Consider the following 21,059-nt stretch of genomic DNA (forward strand, 5'->3'; position numbering starts at 1 on the left):
AAGTAGCGCGAAGAGCGGGCGACCAACGGGTGAACCCCCGCTCCCCGCCGGTCGAACAGCGGAGAACGGGGGTCGGCGCCAGCCGGAACCGGGGGCCGGGGCCGGGCCGGAGCCAGGGGCCGGGCCGGAACCGGGGGCCGGAGCCGGGTGCCGGATCTGCCTCCGGCGGCCCTCCGATCAGGCCGGGTGCCCCAACTCGGCCGCCGTGCGCCGGACTTCGAACAGCCGCTTGCCGTCCCGGTCGATCCAGGTGGCGGTGAGCGTGGCCGGCGAGACGGTGGTGTCCGCGACCAGCTTCAGGAAGGTGTACGGCTGGACGGCGCTCGCCACCAGCGCCGGATTGCCCGCGTTCAGGCCGGAGATGGTGCTGCCGTGCAGCGGGCTGACGACGAACTGCCACAGGTCGTAGCCGATCCGCGGCCCGTAGTTCAGCGCCTGCGAGCTGTGGATGTCGCCGCTGACCAGGAAGCAGCCGGGGATCTTCTCGGCGGCCAGGAAGTCGAGGATCGCGTCCTTCTCGTACTGGTAGGTGGCCCAGTCATCGGTCTCCGCGTTGCCCTTGTCGTCCCAGATCATGCCGGAGGCGATGGCCTTGAACGGGGCGGTGCTGGCGCGCAGGGCGGCGCGCAGCCAGTCCCACTGGACCTGCCCGATGCAGGTGGTCTTCGTGGGGTCGGCGAAGCTGGGGGCGGTGGTGCTGAACCAGCGCGGGTCGAGCAGGAAGACCTCGACCGGGCCGCGCCGGAAGGAGGTGTAGACGCCCTGCCCGGCGGTCCTGGTGGTCAGCCGGGTGCCGTCGGCGGCGTGGCCGAAGGAGGCGTTGGCGCGGTAGTCGACGAAGGCGGTGCGGGTGTTGGCCTTCCCGGAGAAGGAGCCGTTGACGCCGTTGGTGCCGAAGTCGTGGTCGTCCCAGGTGAACCAGGTGGGCGTGGTGGCGATCAGGTGGGCCAGCTCCGGCTGGGCGAGGAAGGTGCGGTGCTTGGTGCGGGCCACGGCGAGGTCGCCGGAGTCGATGTAGGGGTTGTCGCCGAGCATGACGAAGCTGTCGCAGCCCTCGTCGACGATCCGCGTCCACACGCTGTTCGGGTCGGACGGGGCGCAGGAGCCCAGCCCCATGGTGACCACCGCGGCCGCGCCCGCCGCGGGCGAGGTGGTGAACGACCCGGCCGGCAGGGCGAACCCGGGCGCGGCCGCCACCGGGGCGATGTCGAACTCGTAGCGGGTGGCGGGCTGCAGGCCCGCGACGTCCACCAGCAGGGTGTTGTCGTTGGCGGTCGAGACCGGGACGTCGACGGCTGTCGACCAGCCGTCGGCCCGGCGCACCGTGCAGCGCCAGGTCGGGTACGCGACCGGGTCCAGGCCCGGCCGGGCCCAGATCCGGGCGCTGCCGGTGTCCACGTGCCCGACCAGCGGGCCGACCGGCGGCTGCGCGGGCATCGGGGTCGGCACCACGGCGGGCGCCGTCCCGGCCCGGACGGCGGCGACGTACCCGGCCAGCGCGGTGAAGAAACCGGTGCTGTCCTGCACCGCGGCGGCGGGCTGGACGGCCGTCCCGGCGCTGTTGAAGCACTTGTCCACGGTCAGGCTGGTCACCAGGAACCGCCCCGTGCCGTGCACGCCCTCCAGCAGCGCCGGGGTCGCCCCGCCGGTGGTGCAGGCCAGCAGCACCCGCATCGAGCGCCAGGAGCCGACGGTCTCCCAGCTGACCCGGATGCTCGTACTGCGCCCGGTCAGCACCCGCCCGCCGACCACCGGCAGCGCCGCGACCAGCGGGTGGTCGGTGGCCACCGGCAGCACCGTGTCGTAGTCGGCGTCGGTGCGCACCGCGGCCAGTTCGGACGGCAGGTAGGTGACCGCGGCCCCGAGCTGGTCGGACTGCGCGAGGTCCAGCACGGTGCCGCCGGCCGCCGCGAAGTCGCGCAGCGAGGCGGCCTGCGCGGTCACGTAACCCGGGTACACCGGGCCGTTGTTGGTGAAGCTGCCGAACGCGATCAGGTCCACGCCCTGGGCGGTCGCGGGCAGCGTCGGATCGAGCGGGACGACGGTGAAACCGGCCCGCCGCAGCAGTTCGGCCAGACCGGTGGCCTTGGTCCACTGGTCCAGGTACTCCAGGACGGCGGCCCGCGGCGCCGCCGCGGTCGCGGCGCGGGCGGTGGCGGTGGTGGCGGCGGTGACCGCGGTGGTGGCGACGGCGGTGGTCAGCGCGGCCGCGCCGCCGACCAGGAAGGACCTCCGGTGGATCCCGTCCGGACTCATGGTGGTGCCCCTCATCTCTGGGTTCTCCTGACGTGTGACGTGCGACCGAAACCGTCGCAGTGTCGAGCACCCGCCAGCAATGACCTGTCACTACAAGTCATGCACTGTTCACCCGGCCCGGCCGCCACCCTCCCACCGGTCCGCCGGCTCCGATCCGTCACCATCGCAGCCCCGATCAGCAGCGATTCCCCACCTCCGGTCGCTCCTCCGCTCCCCTCGCCACCCGCGGCCGAGGCCACCGGGAGATGAACGGCAAATGACTTGTCACAACAAGTGGTTGACCTGGCCCGGCGCAGCTGACAGCGTTCCGGTGCCGGCCCACAGCGGCGCCCCGCCCGGCGATGCCGGGCCGCGCGACCCTGCCCGGCTCCTCCCCGCAGCTCACCCCGGAGCCCACCGTGCGCCTTCGCCCCCTCGCCCTCGCCACCGCCGGCGTCCTCGCCGCCGCCCTCTCCCTCACCGCCTGCGGCAGCGACGGCAGTTCCGCCGGCTCCGCCTCCGGCACCTGTCCCGGCGGGAAGATCCGCTTCGGCGTCGAGCCGTTCGAGGACCCCGCCAAGCTCACCCCGGCGGCCAAGGTCCTCGCCGACGCCCTCGGCGAGCGGCTCAAGTGCCCGGTCCAGCTCACCATCACCGAGGACTACTCAGCCGAGGTCCTCGCCCTGCAGAACGGCAAGCTCGACATCGCCATGTTCGGCCCGCTCGGCTACGTCTTCGCCCACCAGCGGGCCGGCGCCGAGGCCGTCGCCTCCTTCGGCGACAGCACCGGCAAGGTCTCCAGCTACACCGCCGGCATCTGGGTGCCCGCCGACTCCCCCGTCCAGGGCGTCAAGGACCTCGCCGGGCACTCCCTCGCGCTCTCCTCGGTCGGCTCCACCTCCGGCGACGCCCTGCCCCGCAAGGCCGTTGTCGACGCCGGGCTCAAGCCCGAGGACGTCAAGGTCAACTACGCGGGCGGACACGCCGAATCGCTGCTCGCCCTGGCCAAGGGCACCGCCGACGCCGCCGAGATCAACTCCCAGCAGCTCGCCAGCGCCACCGCGTCCAAGACCTTCGACCCCGCCAAGTTCCGCAAGATCTGGTCCTCCGACGCCATCCCCAACGACCCGATCACCGTCCGCGGCAGCCTCGACCCGGCGTTCAAGCAGGCCGTCACCGACGCCCTGCTGCACCTGCCCGGCGACAAGGTCGGCGAGATCGGCGCCCTGCTCGCGGTCAAGCCCGCCGCCCCCCTGGTCGCCGTCGACAAGTCCACCTACCAGCCGCTGTTCGACCTCGCCGACACCCTCCACCTGACCGACAAGGACCTCTGATGCTGGTGCTCTCCGACATCACCGTGCGGTACGGCGACCGGCAGGTCCTGGACGGGGTCCACCTCACCGTCCCGCGCGGCGAGTTCCTCGCGGTGCTCGGCGCCAACGGGTGCGGCAAGTCCACCCTGCTGCGCGCGGCCGCCGGGCTCGAACCGGTGGCGGAGGGCACGGTGAGCGTCGACGGCAGGGCGGGCGACCCGCTCGCCCTCGCCATGGTCTTCCAGCAGATCCACCTGGTGCACCGCCGCAGCGTCCTCGACAACGTCTGCGCCGGCGCCCTCGGCCGGCTCCCGCTGCGCCACTCCCTGCACCCGCTGCTCTTCCCGCGCGAACTGCGCGAGGAGGCGATGGCCTGCCTGGACCGGGTCGGCCTCGCCGACCGCGCCCACGACCGGGCCGGCCGGCTCTCCGGCGGCCAGCAGCAGCGCGTCGCGGTCGCCCGCGCGCTGTGCCAGCGCCCCGCCGTCCTGCTCGCCGACGAACCGGTCTCCGCCCTCGACCCGGCGGCCTCCGAACAGGTCCTCGCCCTGCTCGCCGAACTCGCCCACCAGGAAGGGCTCGCCGTCGTCGCCGTGCTGCACCAGCCCGCACTCGCCGCCCGGCACGCCGACCGGGTGATCGGCCTGCGCGAGGGCCGCATCGTCCTGGACGGCGCCCCCGACCGCGACGTCGACCACCTCTACCAGCCCGCACTCGCCGAGAGCCTGTCATGACAACCGCGCCCCGCGGCCTGCGCCGCCTCCCCGTCCCGCCCCGCCCCCGGCGCCCCCGCACCCTCGCCGCGGCGGCCGCCGTCCTGGTCCTCCTCGCCGTCCTGCACGTGATCGCGTGGAACACCACCGAGATGTCGCTCACCGCCCTCGCCGAGGGCTGGCACGGCATGGCCTCCTTCCTCGACGAGGCGTTCCCGCCCCGCCTCGACTGGTCCGTCCTCAAGCCCAGCATCGACGCCGCCCTGGTCACCCTCTGGATCGGCCTGCTCGGCACCACCCTGTCGATCCCGCCGTCCCTGCTCCTGGCCCTGCTCGCCGCCCGCAACGTCGCCCCGTCCCGCCCGGTCCAGCAGGCCGCCCGCTCCCTGCTCTCCTTCCTCCGCTCCGTCCCCGACGTGGTCTTCGCCCTGGTCTTCGTCACCGCCGTCGGCCTCGGCCCCTTCCCCGGCGTCCTCGCCCTGGTCGTCCACAACATCGGCGTGATGGGCAAACTCTGGGCCGAAGCCCTCGAAGACACCGACCCCGGCCCCGCCCAAGCCCTCCGCTCCGCCGGCGCCACCCGCACCCAGACCGCCCTCCACGCCCTCCTCCCCACCGCCACCCCCCGCCTCGCCGGCCTCCTCCTCTACCGCCTCGACGTCAACGTCCGCGCCTCCCTCATCCTCGGCCTGGTCGGCGCCGGCGGCATCGGCTTCCTCATCAACCAGTCCATCAAGCTCTTCCGCTTCGACGAAATGCTCACCCACATCCTCGTCGTCCTCACCCTGATCATCGCCGTCGACCTCCTCTCCGCCACCACCCGCCGCCGCCTCACCTGACCCCCCGTCACCACTCCGGGCAGTCCAACCCCCGGGGCACCTCCGAGAGGTCGACCCCACCCAGCAACGCCGCCGCGCGGGCCGCTCCGTCCTCCACGTCGTCCGGGTGGACGAGGGCGTCGGAGATGCCCAGCCCCCGCATGAAGGCGCGCACCGAAATGCGGTACGCCCGCCCCACACTGGTCACCGGACAGGGAAACGACCCGTCCCTGATCGCCCGCCGGACGGCAGCCTCGGTGATCCCCATCGCCACCGCTGCCTCCGGCACCCCGATGAACGCGGGCAGGAGGTCGGAGATCCGGTAACAGCCCTTCCGACCCGGTCCGATCCCCCGAACCGCCCCCTCCTCACCCGGAGCCGGAAGGCGCCCGCCGGAGGACACCCCGGCCCGGACACCTTCGTGGAAGGTCCTCGTACGGTTCATGCAGTTGTGCTCGTAGAGCCAGGACCCGTACTGCTCGCCGCGGATGATCGCAGCAATTTCCGGCGATTGCGGATCCGAAACCCTGATGAACGGAGCCCTGCTCCGCGCCGAGAGCCTGCCCGGTGCGGCCGGCAGACGCAGCACCTCCGGGGCTGACTTGGAAGTCTCGCGCACATTGACCCGTGCCCGGCCGTAGGCGGTGGAGAAAGCGGATTTCACCATGACACCCCGGACCTCCTTGGGCGGAAAACCCCGCGAAGTCTCCAGCCACGCGGCGATCGCCGCTTCCACCATGTCCGACTGAACCTCTTCCCGGTCGGCGTAGAGCTCCCGGGAGATCCTCCGGGACCTCGCCCGGAGGACGGGGGAGATGCAGTCCAGGACCACCATCCTCCACTTGTCGTCATCGTCCATGTCGCAGAGCCTTCCCAGCGCGACCATGGATTCCCAGAGGTGGGACCTGCTCTTCGCCGACGACGACTTGATGCCGGAAGCCACGGCGGTTTTCCGGAAGGCGCCGTAGTCCGGATGCTGTTTCACCGAGCAGTCCCGAATGTCCTGGGCATGGACGCAGACAGGCCTTCCTCCCATGAGCTTCTCGACGTAACGGTGGACCCGCTCGAGGACGTCAGGCACGCGCCACACTCCACATTCGGAACCGCTGGTTCGGAAAAAGCATGGCGGCAGAGAATCGGCAAACATCCGACTCCTGGCCCCGGTTGGCCTGATCGGGTGAACGATGTTTGGCGCCAATTTCCCGGCGAACGAGGTCGGCACGGCATTCGAGGGGCCAGTATCCGACCTTTTGCCGAGACGTTTCTCCCGGAAGGAACAACCCGAACGGGAACGGCCCGCCGAGGCGCACCAGCAGCGCGCCCCGACGGGCCGGAAGGTTCCTCTTCAGAGAGGTTCCTACAGGTCGTAGTACAGCTCGAACTCGTGCGGGTGCGGCCGCAGCGCGATCGGGGCGATCTCGTTCGTGCGCTTGTAGTCGATCCAGGTCTCGATCAGGTCGGTGGTGAAGACGCCGCCCGCGAGGAGGTACTCGTGGTCGGCCTCCAGGGCGTCGAGGACGGCGCCGAGGGAGGCGGGGACCTGGGGGACGGCGGCGTGCTCGTCGGGGGCGAGCTCGTAGAGGTCCTTGTCGACGGGCTCGAGCGGTTCGATCTTGTTCTTGATGCCGTCGAGGCCGGCCATCAGCATGGCGGCGAAGGCGAGGTAGGGGTTGGAGGCCGGGTCGGGGGCGCGGAACTCGATGCGCTTGGCCTTGGCGTTGGAGCCGGTGATCGGGATGCGGATCGCGGCGGAGCGGTTGCGCTGCGAGTAGACCAGGTTCACCGGGGCCTCGAAGCCGGGCACCAGGCGGTGGTAGGAGTTGACCGAGGGGTTGGTGAAGGCGAGCAGCGAGGGGGCGTGCTTGAGGATGCCGCCGATGTAGTAGCGGGCGGTGTCGGACAGGCCCGCGTAGCCCTGCTCGTCGTAGAAGAGCGGGGAGCCGCCGGTCCACAGCGACTGGTGGACGTGCATGCCGGAGCCGTTGTCGCCGAAGATCGGCTTGGGCATGAAGGTGGCGGTCTTGCCGGCCCGCCAGGCGACGTTCTTGATGATGTACTTGAACAGCATCAGGTCGTCGGCGGCGTGCAGCAGGGTGTTGAACTTGTAGTTGATCTCGGCCTGTCCGGCGGTGCCGACCTCGTGGTGCTGGCGCTCCACCTCCAGTCCGGCCTTGGCGAGTTCGAGGGACATCTCGGCGCGCAGGTCGGCGAAGTGGTCGACGGGCGGGACGGGGAAGTAGCCGCCCTTGTACTTGACCTTGTAGCCGCGCGCGTCGCCCTCCGCGGAGCCGCTGTTCCAGGCGCCGGCCACCGAGTCGATGTGGTAGTAGGACGCGTTGGCGGAGGTGTCGAAGCGCACCGAGTCGAAGACGTAGAACTCGGCCTCGGGCCCGAAGTAGGCGGTCTCGGCGATGCCGGAGGAGGCCAGGTAGGCCTCGGCCTTGCGGGCGACGTTGCGCGGGTCGCGGCTGTAGGCCTCGCCGGTGATCGGGTCCTGGATGAAGAAGTTGATGTTGAGGTGCTTCTCGGTCCGGAACGGGTCCAGCCGGGCGGTGGCGAGGTCGGGCACCAGGGCCATGTCGGACTCGTGGATGGCCTGGAAGCCGCGGATCGAGGAGCCGTCGAACATCAGGGTCTCGGACGGGTCGAAGGTGTCGGCCGGAACCGCGAAGTGCTGCAGCACGCCCGGCAGGTCGCAGAACCGGACGTCGACGAACTTGATGTCGTTGTCCGCGATGTACTGCTTCACCTCGTCGGCGTTGGTGAACATCCGTACTCCTCCTCGGCGTGCACGGTCTGAGTCTCCGTCAGGGGCGACTGGAGCCCCGGTGCAGGGGGCTCACGATAGGAACGGCCCGTTTCCGGCTCGTGACTCGCTTGTTTCCCACATGTTAACCGGGCCATTCGAACGGACGGCAAAGCGGTACGCTTCCGGGCAAATTCCCGGCCCCGCCGCGCCGCTGATCCGCCACTGGTCCAGACCACTTGCGGCAGCCGGCCGAACGGGGTTCACCCCGACGGGAAACCCGGACGGCGCGCCGCCGCCGGGGCCGCCACCGGGCCCGGCCGTAAGCCCGGTTAGGGTGGATTCGTGGACACCAGAGAAGCACTCGGATCGTGGATCGACGGCCCGAAGGCGGCCGCCGAGAAGATGGGCGCCGAATTCGGCTACCGCGGCGAGCGCCTCGGCCTCCCGCGGACCGGTCCCGGCTCGATGGCCGGCCCCGGCCGCCGGATCGGCGCGCTGTTCGTCGACGGCTGGCTGGTCAGCCTGGTCGCGTACGGCCTGCTGGCGCGCGGCGAGCAGAGCTCCGCGAACCTGTGGACCACCCCGCTGTTCTACGCGGTGACGGTCCTGTTCCTGGCCACCACCGGCACCACCATCGGCAAGCGCCTGTTCGGCCTGCGGGTGGTCCGGCTGGACGGCACCCGCGCCACCATCCCGCAGGTGCTGCTGCGCACCCTGCTGCTCTGCCTGGTCATCCCGGCCGCCGTCTGGGACCGCGACACCCGCGGCCTGCACGACAAGGCCGTCGGCACCGTCGAGGTCCGGATCTGAACCACCCGGCAGCACTGAGCAGCACCAAGCAGCGCCGAGCAGCGCCGAGCAGCACCCGGGAACGCCCGGCAGCATCCGGGAGACATCGAACGGCCCCGCTCGCGGAGGGAAACCTCGCGGGCGGGGCCGTGGTGTGGTGTGGGGGGAGTCGCGCCTCAGCGCATGCCGCCCTTGGGCATCCGGGCGCCCTTCGGCATCGGACCCTTGGGGATCGGCGCCTTGGAGAGCAGGTCGCCGAGCGCGCGCAGCCGGTCGTTGGTCTCGGTGACCTGGGCGGCGCTGATCGCCCGGGGCAGGCGCATCAGGTGGATCTGCAGCTTCTTGAGCGGGATCTCGCCCTCGCCGTTGCCGACCATGATGTCGTGCACCGGGATGTCGCCGACGACCCGGGCCATCTTCTTCTTCTCGGACGCCAGCAGCGGCCGCACCCGGTTCGGGTTGCCCTCGCCGATCAGCGCGATGCCGGCCCGGCCGACCGCCCGGTAGACCGCGTCCTGGCTGCGGGTGACCGCGACCGGGGTCTGGTTCGAGCTCCAGCCGCGCCGGATGTTGCCCAGCACCGCCGCGACCGCGCCCGGCTGGCCCTCCATCTGCCCGAACGCGGCCCGCTCGGCCCGGCGGCCGAACACGATCGCAACCGCCAGCACGGCCACCACGAAACCGAGGATGCCCAGGTAGATCGGGTGGTCCAGTGCGAAGCCGATGGCGAGGAACACGCCGAAGGTCAGCAGGCCGACGCCGGCGATGATCAGGCCGATCTTGGTGTCGACCTGCTTGGTCATGACATATGCCTGGCGGATCTGTGCGAGCCGCCCAGGGGTATCGGATTTTTGCCTCGCCATATTGCTCATGGTACGTGGCGGCACACGCGATCATCCAAGGCGGTGCCGGTTCGTGACCCTGGTCTTTCCCCGAGGGGACCCCGCCGCGGGCCCGGCCCCCACCAGGGGTTCAGGCGCTGCGCCCGAACACCTGCACGGCCTGCTCGCGTTCGCCCGCCAGCCGCCGGTTCTCGCACACCGCCGCCCACGCGTTGCGGCGCGCGCCGCGGATCAACAACAGCTGCTCGGCCCGCCGAAGCGCGGTCCGGATTCCGGTACGCATGACCCCACCAACTCCTCGACCCGGGTACCGCTCCAGCGTCCCGGACGTCCGTTACCGTACGGTGACCCGGCCGTCAATGCCACGTGAAACGTCGACGCCTAGCCCGGACAGCCCCGCACCGGACAGGGCCGCCCCGCACCGCCTGCCGGTACGCGGAAGGGCGGGCCCGTGCGGACCCGCCCTCACCGAGAACGAAACCAAGGCGCAGACTGCCGCCGGCCGCCCTCAGACCGCCGCCGCCCGCTCCCGGTGCTCCAGCGCCTGCCGGTACAGCCGCCCGGCCCGGTACGAGGAGCGCACCAGCGGACCGGACATCACCCCGGCGAAGCCCAGCTCCTCGGCCTCCTGCTGGAGCTCGACGAACTCCTGCGGCTTCACCCAGCGCTCCACCGGGTGGTGGCGCAGCGAGGGCCGCAGGTACTGGGTGATGGTGATCAGCTCGCAGCCGGCGTCCACCAGGTCGGCCAGCGCCTCGCTGACCTCCTCGCGGGTCTCGCCCATGCCCAGGATCAGGTTGGACTTGGTGACCAGCCCGGCCGCCCGGGCCTGGGTGATCACGTCCAGCGAGCGCTCGTAGCGGAAGGCCGGACGGATCCGCTTGAAGATCCGCGGCACCGTCTCGACGTTGTGCGCGAGCACCTCGGGACGGGAGGAGAAGACCTCGGCGAGCTGCTCCGGGACGGCGTTGAAGTCCGGGATCAGCAGCTCGACGCCCGTCCGCCCGGCCTCGCGGGCGGCGGTCATCGCGTGCACCTGGCGCACGGTCTCGGCGTACAGCCAGGAGCCGCCGTCCTCCAGGTCGTCACGGGCGACGCCGGTGATGGTGGCGTAGTTGAGGTCCATCGTGACGATGGACTCGGCGACCCGGCGCGGCTCGTCCCGGTCGAACTCGGCGGGCTTGCCGGTGTCGATCTGGCAGAAGTCGCAGCGGCGGGTGCACTGGTCGCCGCCGATCAGGAAGGTCGCCTCGCGGTCCTCCCAGCACTCGAAGATGTTGGGACACCCGGCCTCCTGGCAGACCGTGTGCAGCCCTTCCTTCTTCACCAGGGACTGCAGGGCGTTGTACTCCGGCCCCATCTTCGCCCTGGTCTTGATCCACTCGGGCTTCCGCTCGATGGGGGTCTCGCTGTTGCGGACCTCCAGCCGGAGGAGCTTCCTGCCGTCGGGTGCGACAGCGGACACGTGCGACTCCTAGAACTAGACGGGGTACCCCTCAGGGTACGCCTGCACTTCAATGGCCTTCGACCGGCCCCGGGCTTGCCTTCGAAAGGCAACGCTCGGCGTGCCGCGCCGATTCCGCTACCGGACGGCGGCGACCGGTCCGCTACTGGACGGCGGTGACCGGTCCGCTACCGGACGGCGGCGACCGGCTCGGGCAGTTCGGCGAACACCTCGGCCAGCTTCCGTTCCACCGCGTCCACCGCGTCCGGCACCGCGAACGGCCGGCCCAGCTCGCCGCTGAGCGAGGCCACCCCGGCGTCCCGGATGCCGCACGGGACGATCTTGTCGAAGTACGTCATGTCGGGGTCGCAGTTCAGCGCGAAGCCGTGCATGGTCACGCCGCGGGCCACCCGCACGCCGATCGCGGCGAGCTTGCGGTCGTCGCCGCGCTGGCCCGCGTTGGACGGCGCGTACTCGGGGCCGGCCAGCCGCGGGTCGATGCCGAGCGGCAGGCCCATCCGCAGGGTCAGCTTGCCGATCTCCACCACCTGGGAGGGGTCGACCACCGCGCCGGGGATGTCCGCGCCCAGCTTCCACACCCCGCTGCGGCCCTCGATCCGGGTGGTGTCCACCCCGAACCCGGCGCAGGCCCGGATCAGCGCCTCCTCCAGCCGCCGCACGTACGCGACCACGTCGATCGGGTCGGGCAGCTTCACGATCGGGTAGCCGACCAGCTGGCCGGGGCCGTGCCAGGTGATCTCGCCGCCGCGGTTGACCTCGACCACCGGGGTGCCGTCCAGCGGCAGGTCCTCGGGGTTGGTGCGCTTGCCCATCGTGTACACCGGGTCGTGCTCCAGCAGCAGCACGGTGTCCGGTATCTCGTCCGCGACCCGCAGCGCGTGCAGCCGCTGCTGCTCCGCCCACGCCTCCTGGTAGGGGACGGTCCGCTCGCCGATCCCCATCCGCACGAACCGCACGTTCTCGCTCACCACGCCACTCCCTGCCGGCCGACCAGCCCAACCTCGCCACTGTACGCCCGCCGCGGGCACGAGCCGCAGGGCCGCCTCGGCCGCCCGCCGCTCCGGGCCGCGGAGCCGCTCCGGCAGTTCCTCAGCCGCCCGCCAACAGCTGCAGCCGCAGCGCGAGTTGCAGCTCCAGCGCCCGCTCCGGCTGGTTCCAGTCGCGGCCCAGCAGCACCTCCACCCGGTCCAGGCGCTGCACTACCGTGTTCACGTGGACGTGCAGCAGGTCCTTGGCCCGGGTCAGGCCGCCGCCGCAGTCGAAGTAGGCGCGCAGGGTGCGCACCAGCTCGGTGCCGCGCTTGGCGTCGTAGTCGAGCAGCGGGCCGAGGGTGGCCCGGACGAAGCCGTCCACGTCGTGCCCGTCGCCCAGCAGCACGCCCAGGAAGCCCAGGTCGGCCGCGCACGCCCCGTCCCCGTCCCGGCCCAGCACCCGCAGGGCGCGCACGCAGCGCACCCCCTCCGCGTACGCGGCGGCCAGCGCGACCGGGCCGCTGGCGGCGCGCCCGGTGCCGACCGTGACCGGGCCGCCCGCCAGCCGGGCCAGCCGTTCCGCGGCAAGCGCGGCCACCGCGCCGTCGCCGCCGCCCTCGTGCGGGACGAGCAGCACCGCGCCCTCGCCGAACTCGGCGCTGATGCCCCGGGAGCCGAACAGGTAGCGGGCCGCGGCCCCGGCCAGCCGGTCCCGGGCGACGGCGTCCTCGGCGACGGCGACCAGGACCAGGTGCGGCCGGTTCAGGTCGACGCCCAGGCGGCGGCCGCGCGCGGTCAGGCCGGCCGGGTCGCGGTCGGGCGCGGTGAGCAGGTCGGCCAGCAGTTCGCCGCGGACCCGGTTCTCGGTCTCGGCGACCGAGCGGCGCAGCAGGAGCAGCAGCGCGGTGACGACGCCGGCCCGTTCGAACACCCGCCGGTCGGCGTCGTCCAGTTCGGGCCGCCCGTGCAGCACCAGCGCGCCCAGCAGCTCCTGCCCGGCGAGCACCGCGCACACCCACTCGGCGCCGTGCCGCACCGCGTGGCCCTCGGCGCGGGAGGCGGCCACCGCGTCGGCCAGGCCGTCGGGGGCGCCGCCGGGGCCGGTGAGCGGGGCGCCCTCGGCGTCGTGCACGGAGGCCCCGCCGTCCAGCAGCGCGGCCACCTCGGCGGCCACGTCGGCCACCTCCGCGCCGCGCAGCACCAGGTCGGTGAGCCGGTCGTGGGCCTGCTCGGCGCGCTGGACGGCCGCGGCGTGGGCCCGGATGACGGCGTTGGCGGCGGCCAGGTCGGCGAGCGCGGCCCGGGTGTCGGCCAGCGACTTGGCGGTGTCCAGGGCGATCGCGGCGTGCGCGGCCAGCGTGCACAGCAGCGCGACCTCGTCGGGGGAGAAGGCCCGCGGCGAGCGGTCGGCGGCGAACAGCACGCCGATCACGCTGCCGCCCAGCAGCAGCGGCACCCCGATGATCGCCACCAGCCCCTCGTCCAGCACGCCCGCGTCGATCTGCCCGGTGTGCCGGAACCGCTCGTCGACCCGGTAGTCGTGGCTGGCGTAGGGGCGGGCGGTCTGCGCGACCAGGCCGCCCAGGCCGTCGCCCAGGCTGAGCCGCAGGGTCTGGAAGATCGGCGAGACCGAGCCGTCGGTGACCCGCATGTACGTGTCGCCGGCCCGCTCGTCGGGGAGGGTCAGGTACGCGGTGTCGGTGCCCAGCAGCATCCGGGCCCGCCGGACGATGGCCTGCAGCACCGCGTCCAGGTCCCGGGAGGCGGCCAGGTCGCCCGCGGTGTCGAACAGCGCGGTCAGCTCGGCCTCGCGTCTGCGGTGCTGGCGCATCGTGCGGTGCACCCGCAGGGCCTGCCAGGTGGCGTCGTCGATCTCGCGCAGCACCTCGGCGGGCGCGCCCCGGCGGCGGGCGTCGGCGAGCACCTCGCCGAAGTCCTCGGTGGCGGCCCCGGTGGCCAGCAGGTCGAGGAGTCTGCGCAGCGCCGGCGCGGCGGTGGTGTGGCGGTCCATGCGGTCTTCCCTTGTCGCTCGTGCCCCCGTGGCCCCCGTGCCCCCGGCCCGCCGCTGGAGAACCGGAGAACGGGCCGGGGCCGCGCCGCCGGATGCCCGGTGGCGCGGCCCTGATCCTGCCGAAGTGCTCAGAGGCTAGCGGGCGCCTTCACGGAGTCCCCCCGAGCGTCCGCCCCGGTGTCCTCCAGGTCGGTGCCGCGGGTCTCCCGGCCGCACAGCACGGCCACCACGGTGATCACCGCGGCGATCGCCACGTACACCGCGATCGGGGTGGCGCTGCCGTAGTCCTTCAGCAGCGCGGTGGCGATCAGCGGGGCGGGCGCGCCGGCCGCCACCGAGGAGAACTGGGCGCCGATCGAGGCCCCCGAGTAGCGGGTGCGGGTGGCGAACAGCTCGGAGAAGAACGCCGCCTGCGGGGCGTACATCATGCTGTGGAAGAACAGGCCGACGGTGACGGCGACGGTCAGTTGGACGAAGCTCCCGGTGTCGGCCATCCGGAAGAACACGAACGCCCAGACGCCGACGCCGACCGCGCCGACCAGGTAGACCGGCCTGCGGCCGACCCGGTCGGAGAGCGCCCCGAAGGCCGGGATCAGCGCGAACTGCACCGCCGAGCCGATCAGCACGGCGTTCAGCGCGGTCTGCTTGGGCAGGTGGGTCTGGGTGACGGCGTACGCCAGCACGAAGGTGGTCAGCACGTAGTACGAGATGTTCTCCGCCATCCGGGCGCCCATCGCCACCAGCACGTCCCGCCAGTGGTCGCGCAGCACCGCCACCAGCGGCGGCCGCTCCGGCTCGGTGCGCTGCTCGGCGGCCGCCAGCGCGGCCTTGAACAGCGGCGACTCGTCCACCGCGAGCCGGATCCACAGGCCGACCATCACCAGCACCGCGGAGAGCAGGAACGGCACCCGCCAGCCCCAGGACAGGAACGCGGCGTCGGACTGGACGGCCGTCATCAGCGAGAGCACGCCCGCCGCCAGCAGGTTGCCGGCCGGCGCACCGCCCTGCGGCCAGGACGCCCAGAAGCCGCGCCGCCGGCGGTCGCCGTGCTCGGAGACCAGCAGCACCGCCCCGCCCCACTCGCCGCCCAGCGCGAAGCCCTGCACCAGCCGCAGGACGGTCAGCAGGACCGGCGCCGCCACGCCGACCTGGTCGTAGGTGGGCAGGCAGCCGATCAGCGTGGTCGCCCCGCCCATCAGCAGCAGGCTCAGCACCAGCAGCTTCTTGCGGCCGATCCGGTCGCCGAAGTGCCCGAACACCAGCGCGCCCAGCGGCCGGGCGGCGAACCCGATCGCGTAGGTCAGGAAGGACAGCAGGGTGCCGGTCAGCGGGTCGGCCTTCGGGAAGAACACGTGCCCGAAGACCAGCGCCGCCGCCGATCCGTACAGGAAGTAGTCGTACCACTCGATGGTCGTACCGATCAGCGAGGCGGCGACCACCCTGGGCAGGGAGGCGGGTCTCGGACCACCGGAGGATGAGGAGAGGAGGGCAGCCATGGCGGATTCCCTTGCAGGTGACGGGAGTTGAGGGGAGTTGAGCGAAGGTCGGGAACTCAGTGCGCGGTCCAGCCGCCGTCCACCGGCAGGCTCGCCCCGGTGATGTACGAGGCACCCGGCGAGCACAGCCACACGGCCAGCTGCGCCACTTCGTCCGGCTCGATCAGCCGCTTCACGGCGGTGCGGTCGAGCATGATCCGCTCCACCACCTCGTCCTCGTGGATGCCGTGCGCCAGCGCCTGCGCGGCGATCTGCTTCTCCACCAGCGCGGTCCGCACGTACGCCGGGTTCACGCAGTTGCTGGTCACCCCGTACGGGGCGCCCTCCAGGGCCACCGTCTTGCTCAGGCCCTCCAGGGCGTGCTTGGCCGTCACGTACGCCGACTTGAAGGCGCTCGCCCGCAGGCCGTGCACCGAGGAGATGTTGACCACCCGGCCCCACTCGCGCTCGTACATGTGCGGCAGGGTGCGGCGCAGGATCCGGAACGGGGCCTCCACCATGACCCGCTGGATCAGCGTGAACCGCTCCACCGGGAACTCGTGCACCGGCGCGACGTGCTGCAGGCCCGCGTTGTTGACCACGATGTCCGCGTCCGCCGGCAGCGCCTCCACCGCGTCCGGGTCCGACAGGTCCGCGACGTGCGCGGTCCCGCCGATCCGGGCCGCCAGCTCCTCGGCGGGGCCGGCCGCCAGGTCGACGACGTACACGTGCGCGCCCGCCGCGGCGAACGCCTCCGCGCAGGCCCGGCCGATGCCGGAGGCGGCCCCGGTGACCAGGGCGGTGCGGCCGAGCAGCGGGGGTTCGGCGGGCGGGGCAGAAGTGGTGTCCATGGCCGAGAACGGTAGGAATCCGCGCGCCCCGCAACGATGTGGGCGGACACCACAGCACGGCCCGCCCTCATGGTTCCCGGCACCATGCGCCCGGAACGCGGGCAGCGGCTCTCGAACTCAAACACGCGACGCCCGTGCTTCCTCACAACGGGCGGGGCTGGTTCACCCGTTCGGAGGATGGGTGGTCCGAATCCACCCATAGCGTCCCAATGCTCGCTACATTCGCGCCGATTCCCGATCAGGGGGCGCCGTCCCGGGCAGGAGGGGCCGGAACGGCGCCTGAGAGGTGTGGACTGCTATGCCCCAACGGCCAGTGATCGACAGCCCCGCGTACCGACCGCTCGACCCGCTCGACCCGCGCCCGACCGGAGCGGCCGAGACTCCTCCGCGCGCGCCCGAGCAACCCGACCCACCGGCCCCCGCGGCCGGGCGCGCCCAGAACCCGCAACTCGCCGCGCTCATCGAGGAGTCCGGCTTCTCGCACGCCGGCCTCGCCCGCCGGGTCGACCAACTCGGCCTGGAGCACGGCCTCGACCTGCGCTACGACAAGACCTCGGTCACCCGCTGGCTGCGCGGCCAGCAACCCCGCGGCGCGACCCCCGCGCTGATCGCCGAGGTCTTCACCCGCCGTCTAGGCCGCCGCCTCACCGCCCAGGACGTCGGCCTCGACGCCTGCGCCCCGGTCTACGCGGGCCTGGAGTTCGCCGAGACCCCGCAGGAGGCCGTCGACATCGTCGCCTCCATGTGGCGCAAGGACAACGGCCCCTACGCCGAACTCCGCAAGATCGCCTTCACCCCCGCCGGACTCGTCGTCCCCAGCCGCGACTGGCTGATCGGCCGCACCGACGAACGCGTCGCCCGCGACGGCACCACCCTCACCCCCGAGGAGCTCCGCACGCCCCCGCAGGGCGCCCGCGTCCCCCCGCAGGGCCCGCGCCGCCCGGCCGGGACCGAACCCGCCGCCGAGAGCCGGGAGACCAGGCCCCCGGTCCGGGTCGGCCGCGGCGACATCGCCGCGATCCGCGCCGTCGGCGACCTGTTCCGCGCCCTCGACCACGCCTACGGCGGCGGCCACGCCCGGCAGGCCCTGGTCCGCTACCTGGAGAGCGAAGCCGAACCCATGCTCCGCGGCCGGTACGGCGAACAGATCGGCCGCGCCCTGTTCGGCGCCGTCTCCGACCTGACCCGGCTGGCCGGCTGGACCTCCTTCGACATCGCCGCGCACGGCCTCGCCCAGCGCTACTTCGTCCAGGCCCTGCGGCTCTCCCAGGCCGCTGGCGACCGCGTCCTCGGCGGCTTCATCCTCACCACCATGAGCCAGCAGGCCGTCCACCTCGGCCACGCCCGCGAGGCCATCCAGCTCGCCCGGGTCGCCCAGCAGGGCGTCGGCACCACCGCCGCCCCCGTCGTCCAGGCCCTCATGCACGCCGCCGAGGCCCGCGGCCACGCCCTGGCCGGCGACGTCCGCGCCTGCACCACCGCCCTGGTCCGCTGCGAACGCGCCCTGGCCACCGCCCGCAGCGCCGACGAAGTCCCGTCCTGGGCCCGGTACTTCGACGACGCCCAGCTCGCCGACGAGTTCGCCCACTGCTACCGCGACCTCCAGCAGTGGCGCCCCGCCGCCCAGCACGCCGAGAAGTCCCTCCGGCTGCGCGCCCCCGCCTACGCCCGCAGCCGCATCCTCTGCCGACTCGTCCTCGCCTCCGCCCGCCTCGGCATGGGCGACGTCGACGAGGCCTGCTCGATGGCCACCGACTCCCTCCGCGCCGCCGGCGAGATGCGCTCCGCCCGCACCGTCGAGTACCTCCGCGACTTCCACCGCCGCCTCACCCCCTACCGCACCACCCCCGCCGCCCGCGCCTTCGAAGAGGCCTCCCGCCAGGCGGGGGTGATCTGACCCTCGCCGCAGGCCCCGCCAAGGTCCCACCCGGGGCCTGCCAAGGTCCCGTCAAGGCCCCGCCCGGGGCCCGTCATGGCCCCGGGGGACGGTGGGCCGATGCTGCTGCCGGTCGGAGCCCATCGAGAAGCCCGTGCTGCCGAGGGCCTTGACCGGCACCCCCGCAGAACCGGACCCCGCCGTCCCCCGGTTCCCGCCCTACGCCGCCTCCGCGACCTCCGCCCCGGCCCGCACCCCGAGGTCGCGCAGCACCGCCTCCGCGGCCCGCCGGCCGGAGACCAGCGCGCCCTGGACCGTCCCGGTGTCCCGGTGGTCGCCGCAGACGTACAGCCCGGCGAGCAGCCGGACGGAGCGGCGGAAGTGGTGCGGCGGCGGCATCGAGACGACCGCGTCGGCGGCGTGGCGGACGGTCAGGAACTCCCACCCCGCGGTGGAGGTCCCGTACAGCTCCGCCAGCCGCCGCCGCACGGCGCCCTCGTCGCCGGCCGGCCCGCCGGAGTCGAAGGCGCGGCGGCCGAGCACCGTGGTGGCGATCAGCGCCCGCCCGTCGGCGGCGTACGAGGGGTCGGCGTCGCTGAGCACCAGCGAGTGCGAGATCCCGGAGCGCTCGGCGTCCAGCAGCAGTACGGCCTCGCCCAGCGGCGAGCGCTCCGCCGCGTGGTAGTAGGTGGTGACGGGGTGGAAGCCGGGCTGCCGCAGGCCCGGCAGCAGGGCGGCCGCCGTCGCGGCGTCGGTGGCGACGACCACCGCCCGGGAGCGGATCCGGCCGTGCCCGGCGGTCTCCACGCCGTCCGTGCCGACCGAGGTGACCTCGACGCCCAGCCGCAGGGCGCCCTCCGGCAGCCGGGCGGCGAGCTGCGCGGGGACGGCCCCGATGCCCGCCGCCGGGACGCAGAGCCGGCCCCGGGCGTACGCGCGCAGCACCAGGTCGGCGACCCGGCTGGAGGTGCCCAGCGCGGGGTCGGACAGCAGCGCGCCGAGCAGCGGGCGCAGGAAGCCGTCGACGGTGCGGGCGGGCAGGCCGCGCTCGGCCAGGGCCCGGGCGGCGGTGGTCTCGGGACGGGCGTGGATCCGGGCCGGGGGCGTCGCGGCGAGCCGGGCCAGGGCGGCGGCCAGCCGGGCCTTCTCGAGCGGGGTGCCGAGCGGCCCGCGGGTGGCGGCCTGCCGGGCGGGGGTGAGCTGCGGGTCGCCGGTCCGGTAGGTGCGGCCGCCGCTGTGCACCAGGACGCCGGGGGCGAGCGGACGCAGCTGCAGCCGGTCGAGGTCGAGGCGGCGGGCGAGTTCGGGGTAGGCGGTGTTGAGCAGGTGGCTGCCGTGGTCGAGCCGGAAGCCGTCGAGTTCGCGGGCGGCCGCCCGGCCGCCGATGCGTTCGGTGGCTTCCAGGACCTGGACGTCCAGGCCCTGGGCGGCGAGCGCGTCGGCGGCGGTCAGTCCGGCTATGCCGGCGCCGACGACGATCGCGTCGGGGTCGCCGGACCGGCCGTGCCGGGCGCGGCCGATGAAGTCCTGTGCGGGCACGAGTGGGTGCTCCCTCCCTGGCGGAGCCCCCCGGCGGCCGCCGCGCGCGGCAGGGCCCGCGGGCGAGCGGGCGGGTGCCGGGGCGGGCAGTGGGGGGCGGACGTGGTCCGCACTGGTGATGCCCCGTCATCCGCGGGTCCAGACCGGTGGGTTCCGCCCAATCGGGTCATCACACCGGGCACGGGCACGCAGCGGGTCCGGACGGTCACCCACCGTGCGCCAAACGGGGCGCGCGGGGCGGGAGCGGGCGCGCACCGTCACCGCCCGCACCCCGCGCGCCGCCCGCTTGCACCCGTGCGCCCCCCGCCGACGCCCCGTCAACTCCCGTAGGCCGCACCGCCCCCGCGCTTACCCGCGGAGCCGCCCGCACCTACTCCCGGCGCCGCTCGCCGCGCCCGCCGACCGCGCCCGCCCGCCGCACCGTCCCCGCCGCAGCGCCGCCCGCCGCGCCCCTACCGCAGCCCGAGCGCCGCCGCCACGACCGCCCCCGCGTCGGGGTCGCGGAACTCGAACCCGGCCTCCAGCAGCGCCTTCGGCACCACCCGGTGACTGCCCACCACCTCCACCGCCATCTCCCCGAGCACGGCGCGCAGCGCCCACTCCGGCACCGCGAACACCGCCGGCCGCCCGAGCTGCCGGGACAGCTCCGCGGTCAGCTCGCGGTTGGTGACGGGGTCGGGCCCGACCAGGTTGACCGGCCCGGAGAGGTCCTGACGCTCGATCAGGAAGCGCAGCGCGGCGACCTCGTCGGCCAGCGAGATCACCGACCAGTACTGCCCGCCGCTGCCCAGCCGCCCGCCCAGCGCCAGCCGGAACAGCGGCAGCAGCCGCGCCCCGGCGCCGCCCTTCGGGTCGAGCACCAGCCCGGTGCGCGGGTGCACCACCCGGATCCCGGCGTCCGCGGCGGGCCGCGCGGCGCGCTCCCACTCCTCGCAGACCCCGGCCAGGAAGTCGCCGCCGGCCGGCGCGTCCTCGTCGATCACCCGGTCGCCGGTCTGCCCGTAGTAGCCGACCGCGGAGGCGCTGACCAGCACCTGCGGCGGCTCCTTCAGCCGGGACAGCGCGGCGGCCAGCGTCTCGGTGCCGAGCACCCGGCTGTCCCGGATCTCCCGCCGGTAGGCGTCCGTCCAGCGCCGGTCGCCGACGCCCGCCCCGGCCAGGTGCACCACGGCCCGCACGCCCTCCAGCGCGGCCGCGTCGATCTGCATCAGCTGCGGGTTCCAGCCGACCCCGACAGTCCCGTCCGGCTGCGGCCCGGTGCGCGAGCGCCGCCGCACCAGCCGCAGCACCTCGTACCCGTCCGCCAGCAGGGAGTCCACCAGCGCGGACCCGATCAACCCCGTGGAACCTGTCACCGCGATTCGCATACCGGCCATCCTCGCAGCCCGCCCCCGCCCACCCGTCCAGAAACC

General features: G+C 73.6%; 17 protein-coding genes. 5 read left to right on the forward strand and 12 right to left on the reverse strand.

Going from position 1 to position 21,059, the window contains the following annotated elements:
- Nucleotides 1-177: 177 nt before the first annotated feature.
- The gene (locus tag IH44_RS0118745; RefSeq protein WP_051817052.1) at nucleotides 178-2,271 is read right to left on the reverse strand and encodes an alkaline phosphatase; all 2,094 of its coding nucleotides are present in this window, start codon (nucleotides 2,269-2,271) and stop codon (nucleotides 178-180) included.
- Between the two features lie 383 nt (nucleotides 2,272-2,654).
- Here IH44_RS0118745 and IH44_RS0118750 point away from each other — a divergent pair, with 383 nt between their 5' ends.
- From IH44_RS0118750 to phnE, 3 genes are read left to right on the forward strand one after another with little or no spacing between them, the layout of a single operon-like run.
- A complete protein-coding gene (locus tag IH44_RS0118750; RefSeq protein ID WP_030460760.1) occupies nucleotides 2,655-3,569 on the forward strand; it encodes a phosphate/phosphite/phosphonate ABC transporter substrate-binding protein in 915 nt (304 codons plus the stop codon).
- Nucleotides 3,569-4,282: a phosphonate ABC transporter ATP-binding protein gene (locus IH44_RS0118755; protein ID WP_030460761.1), complete on the forward strand. Its 714-nt coding sequence runs from the start codon at nucleotides 3,569-3,571 to the stop codon at nucleotides 4,280-4,282. Before IH44_RS0118750 ends, IH44_RS0118755 begins: the two co-directional genes overlap by 1 nt.
- The gene (gene phnE, locus IH44_RS0118760) at nucleotides 4,279-5,100 is read left to right on the forward strand and encodes a phosphonate ABC transporter, permease protein PhnE (RefSeq protein WP_030460762.1); all 822 of its coding nucleotides are present in this window, start codon (nucleotides 4,279-4,281) and stop codon (nucleotides 5,098-5,100) included. The genes IH44_RS0118755 and phnE overlap by 4 nt, the downstream gene beginning before the upstream one ends.
- A 7-nt stretch (nucleotides 5,101-5,107) precedes the next feature.
- Here the strand turns inward: phnE and IH44_RS47310 are convergent, their stop codons facing one another.
- A complete protein-coding gene (locus tag IH44_RS47310) occupies nucleotides 5,108-6,160 on the reverse strand; it encodes a hypothetical protein (RefSeq protein WP_051817053.1) in 1,053 nt (350 codons plus the stop codon).
- Between the two features lie 276 nt (nucleotides 6,161-6,436).
- Nucleotides 6,437-7,849 carry a type I glutamate--ammonia ligase gene (glnA, locus tag IH44_RS0118770; protein ID WP_030460764.1) on the reverse strand — a complete coding sequence of 471 codons (1,413 nt, stop codon included), beginning with the start codon at nucleotides 7,847-7,849 and terminating at the stop codon, nucleotides 6,437-6,439.
- Nucleotides 7,850-8,170: 321 nt separating this feature from the next.
- Between glnA and IH44_RS0118775 the strand changes: the two genes are divergently transcribed.
- The gene (locus tag IH44_RS0118775) at nucleotides 8,171-8,638 is read left to right on the forward strand and encodes an RDD family protein (protein WP_030460765.1); all 468 of its coding nucleotides are present in this window, start codon (nucleotides 8,171-8,173) and stop codon (nucleotides 8,636-8,638) included.
- Between the two features lie 155 nt (nucleotides 8,639-8,793).
- On the opposite strand, the gene IH44_RS0118780 is transcribed toward IH44_RS0118775, so the two are convergent.
- From IH44_RS0118780 to IH44_RS0118810, 7 genes are all read right to left on the reverse strand, one after another.
- Complete coding sequence (locus IH44_RS0118780) at nucleotides 8,794-9,480, reverse strand: DUF4191 domain-containing protein (RefSeq protein WP_030460766.1); 687 nt, start codon at nucleotides 9,478-9,480, stop codon at nucleotides 8,794-8,796.
- A 109-nt stretch (nucleotides 9,481-9,589) separates the two neighbouring features.
- Entirely contained in the window at nucleotides 9,590-9,742 is a 153-nt protein-coding gene (locus IH44_RS47315; RefSeq protein ID WP_162870027.1) for a hypothetical protein, read from the reverse strand.
- A 225-nt stretch (nucleotides 9,743-9,967) separates the two neighbouring features.
- The gene (gene lipA / locus IH44_RS0118790) at nucleotides 9,968-10,924 is read right to left on the reverse strand and encodes a lipoyl synthase (RefSeq protein WP_030460767.1); all 957 of its coding nucleotides are present in this window, start codon (nucleotides 10,922-10,924) and stop codon (nucleotides 9,968-9,970) included.
- Between the two features lie 167 nt (nucleotides 10,925-11,091).
- On the reverse strand, nucleotides 11,092-11,865 hold the full coding sequence (lipB, locus tag IH44_RS0118795; protein ID WP_030460768.1) for a lipoyl(octanoyl) transferase LipB: 774 nt from the start codon (nucleotides 11,863-11,865) through the stop codon (nucleotides 11,092-11,094).
- A 148-nt stretch (nucleotides 11,866-12,013) separates the two neighbouring features.
- Nucleotides 12,014-13,906, reverse strand: a complete 1,893-nt coding sequence (locus tag IH44_RS0118800) for a GAF domain-containing protein (RefSeq protein ID WP_030460769.1) — start codon at nucleotides 13,904-13,906, stop codon at nucleotides 12,014-12,016.
- A 128-nt stretch (nucleotides 13,907-14,034) separates the two neighbouring features.
- Nucleotides 14,035-15,402 (reverse strand): MFS transporter, encoded by a 1,368-nt coding sequence (locus IH44_RS0118805; RefSeq protein WP_030460770.1) that lies wholly within the window; start codon nucleotides 15,400-15,402, stop codon nucleotides 14,035-14,037.
- A 56-nt stretch (nucleotides 15,403-15,458) separates the two neighbouring features.
- Nucleotides 15,459-16,232, reverse strand: coding sequence for a 3-hydroxybutyrate dehydrogenase (locus IH44_RS0118810; protein ID WP_030460771.1), 774 nt, complete (start codon nucleotides 16,230-16,232; stop codon nucleotides 15,459-15,461).
- A 298-nt stretch (nucleotides 16,233-16,530) separates the two neighbouring features.
- Here IH44_RS0118810 and IH44_RS0118815 point away from each other — a divergent pair, with 298 nt between their 5' ends.
- Entirely contained in the window at nucleotides 16,531-18,129 is a 1,599-nt protein-coding gene (locus tag IH44_RS0118815; protein ID WP_232795003.1) for a regulator, read from the forward strand.
- Nucleotides 18,130-18,327: 198 nt separating this feature from the next.
- On the opposite strand, the gene IH44_RS0118820 is transcribed toward IH44_RS0118815, so the two are convergent.
- Together IH44_RS0118820 and IH44_RS0118825 are read right to left on the reverse strand one after the other, a co-directional pair.
- Nucleotides 18,328-19,647 carry an NAD(P)/FAD-dependent oxidoreductase gene (locus tag IH44_RS0118820; protein ID WP_081966970.1) on the reverse strand — a complete coding sequence of 440 codons (1,320 nt, stop codon included), beginning with the start codon at nucleotides 19,645-19,647 and terminating at the stop codon, nucleotides 18,328-18,330.
- Nucleotides 19,648-20,099: 452 nt separating this feature from the next.
- Complete coding sequence (locus tag IH44_RS0118825) at nucleotides 20,100-21,023, reverse strand: TIGR01777 family oxidoreductase (protein WP_030460774.1); 924 nt, start codon at nucleotides 21,021-21,023, stop codon at nucleotides 20,100-20,102.
- Nucleotides 21,024-21,059: the final 36 nt, after the last annotated feature.

This window comes from Kitasatospora sp. NRRL B-11411 (assembly GCF_000721345.1).
In the GTDB taxonomy this organism is placed as follows: Bacteria; Actinomycetota; Actinomycetes; order Streptomycetales; family Streptomycetaceae; genus Kitasatospora; species Kitasatospora cineracea.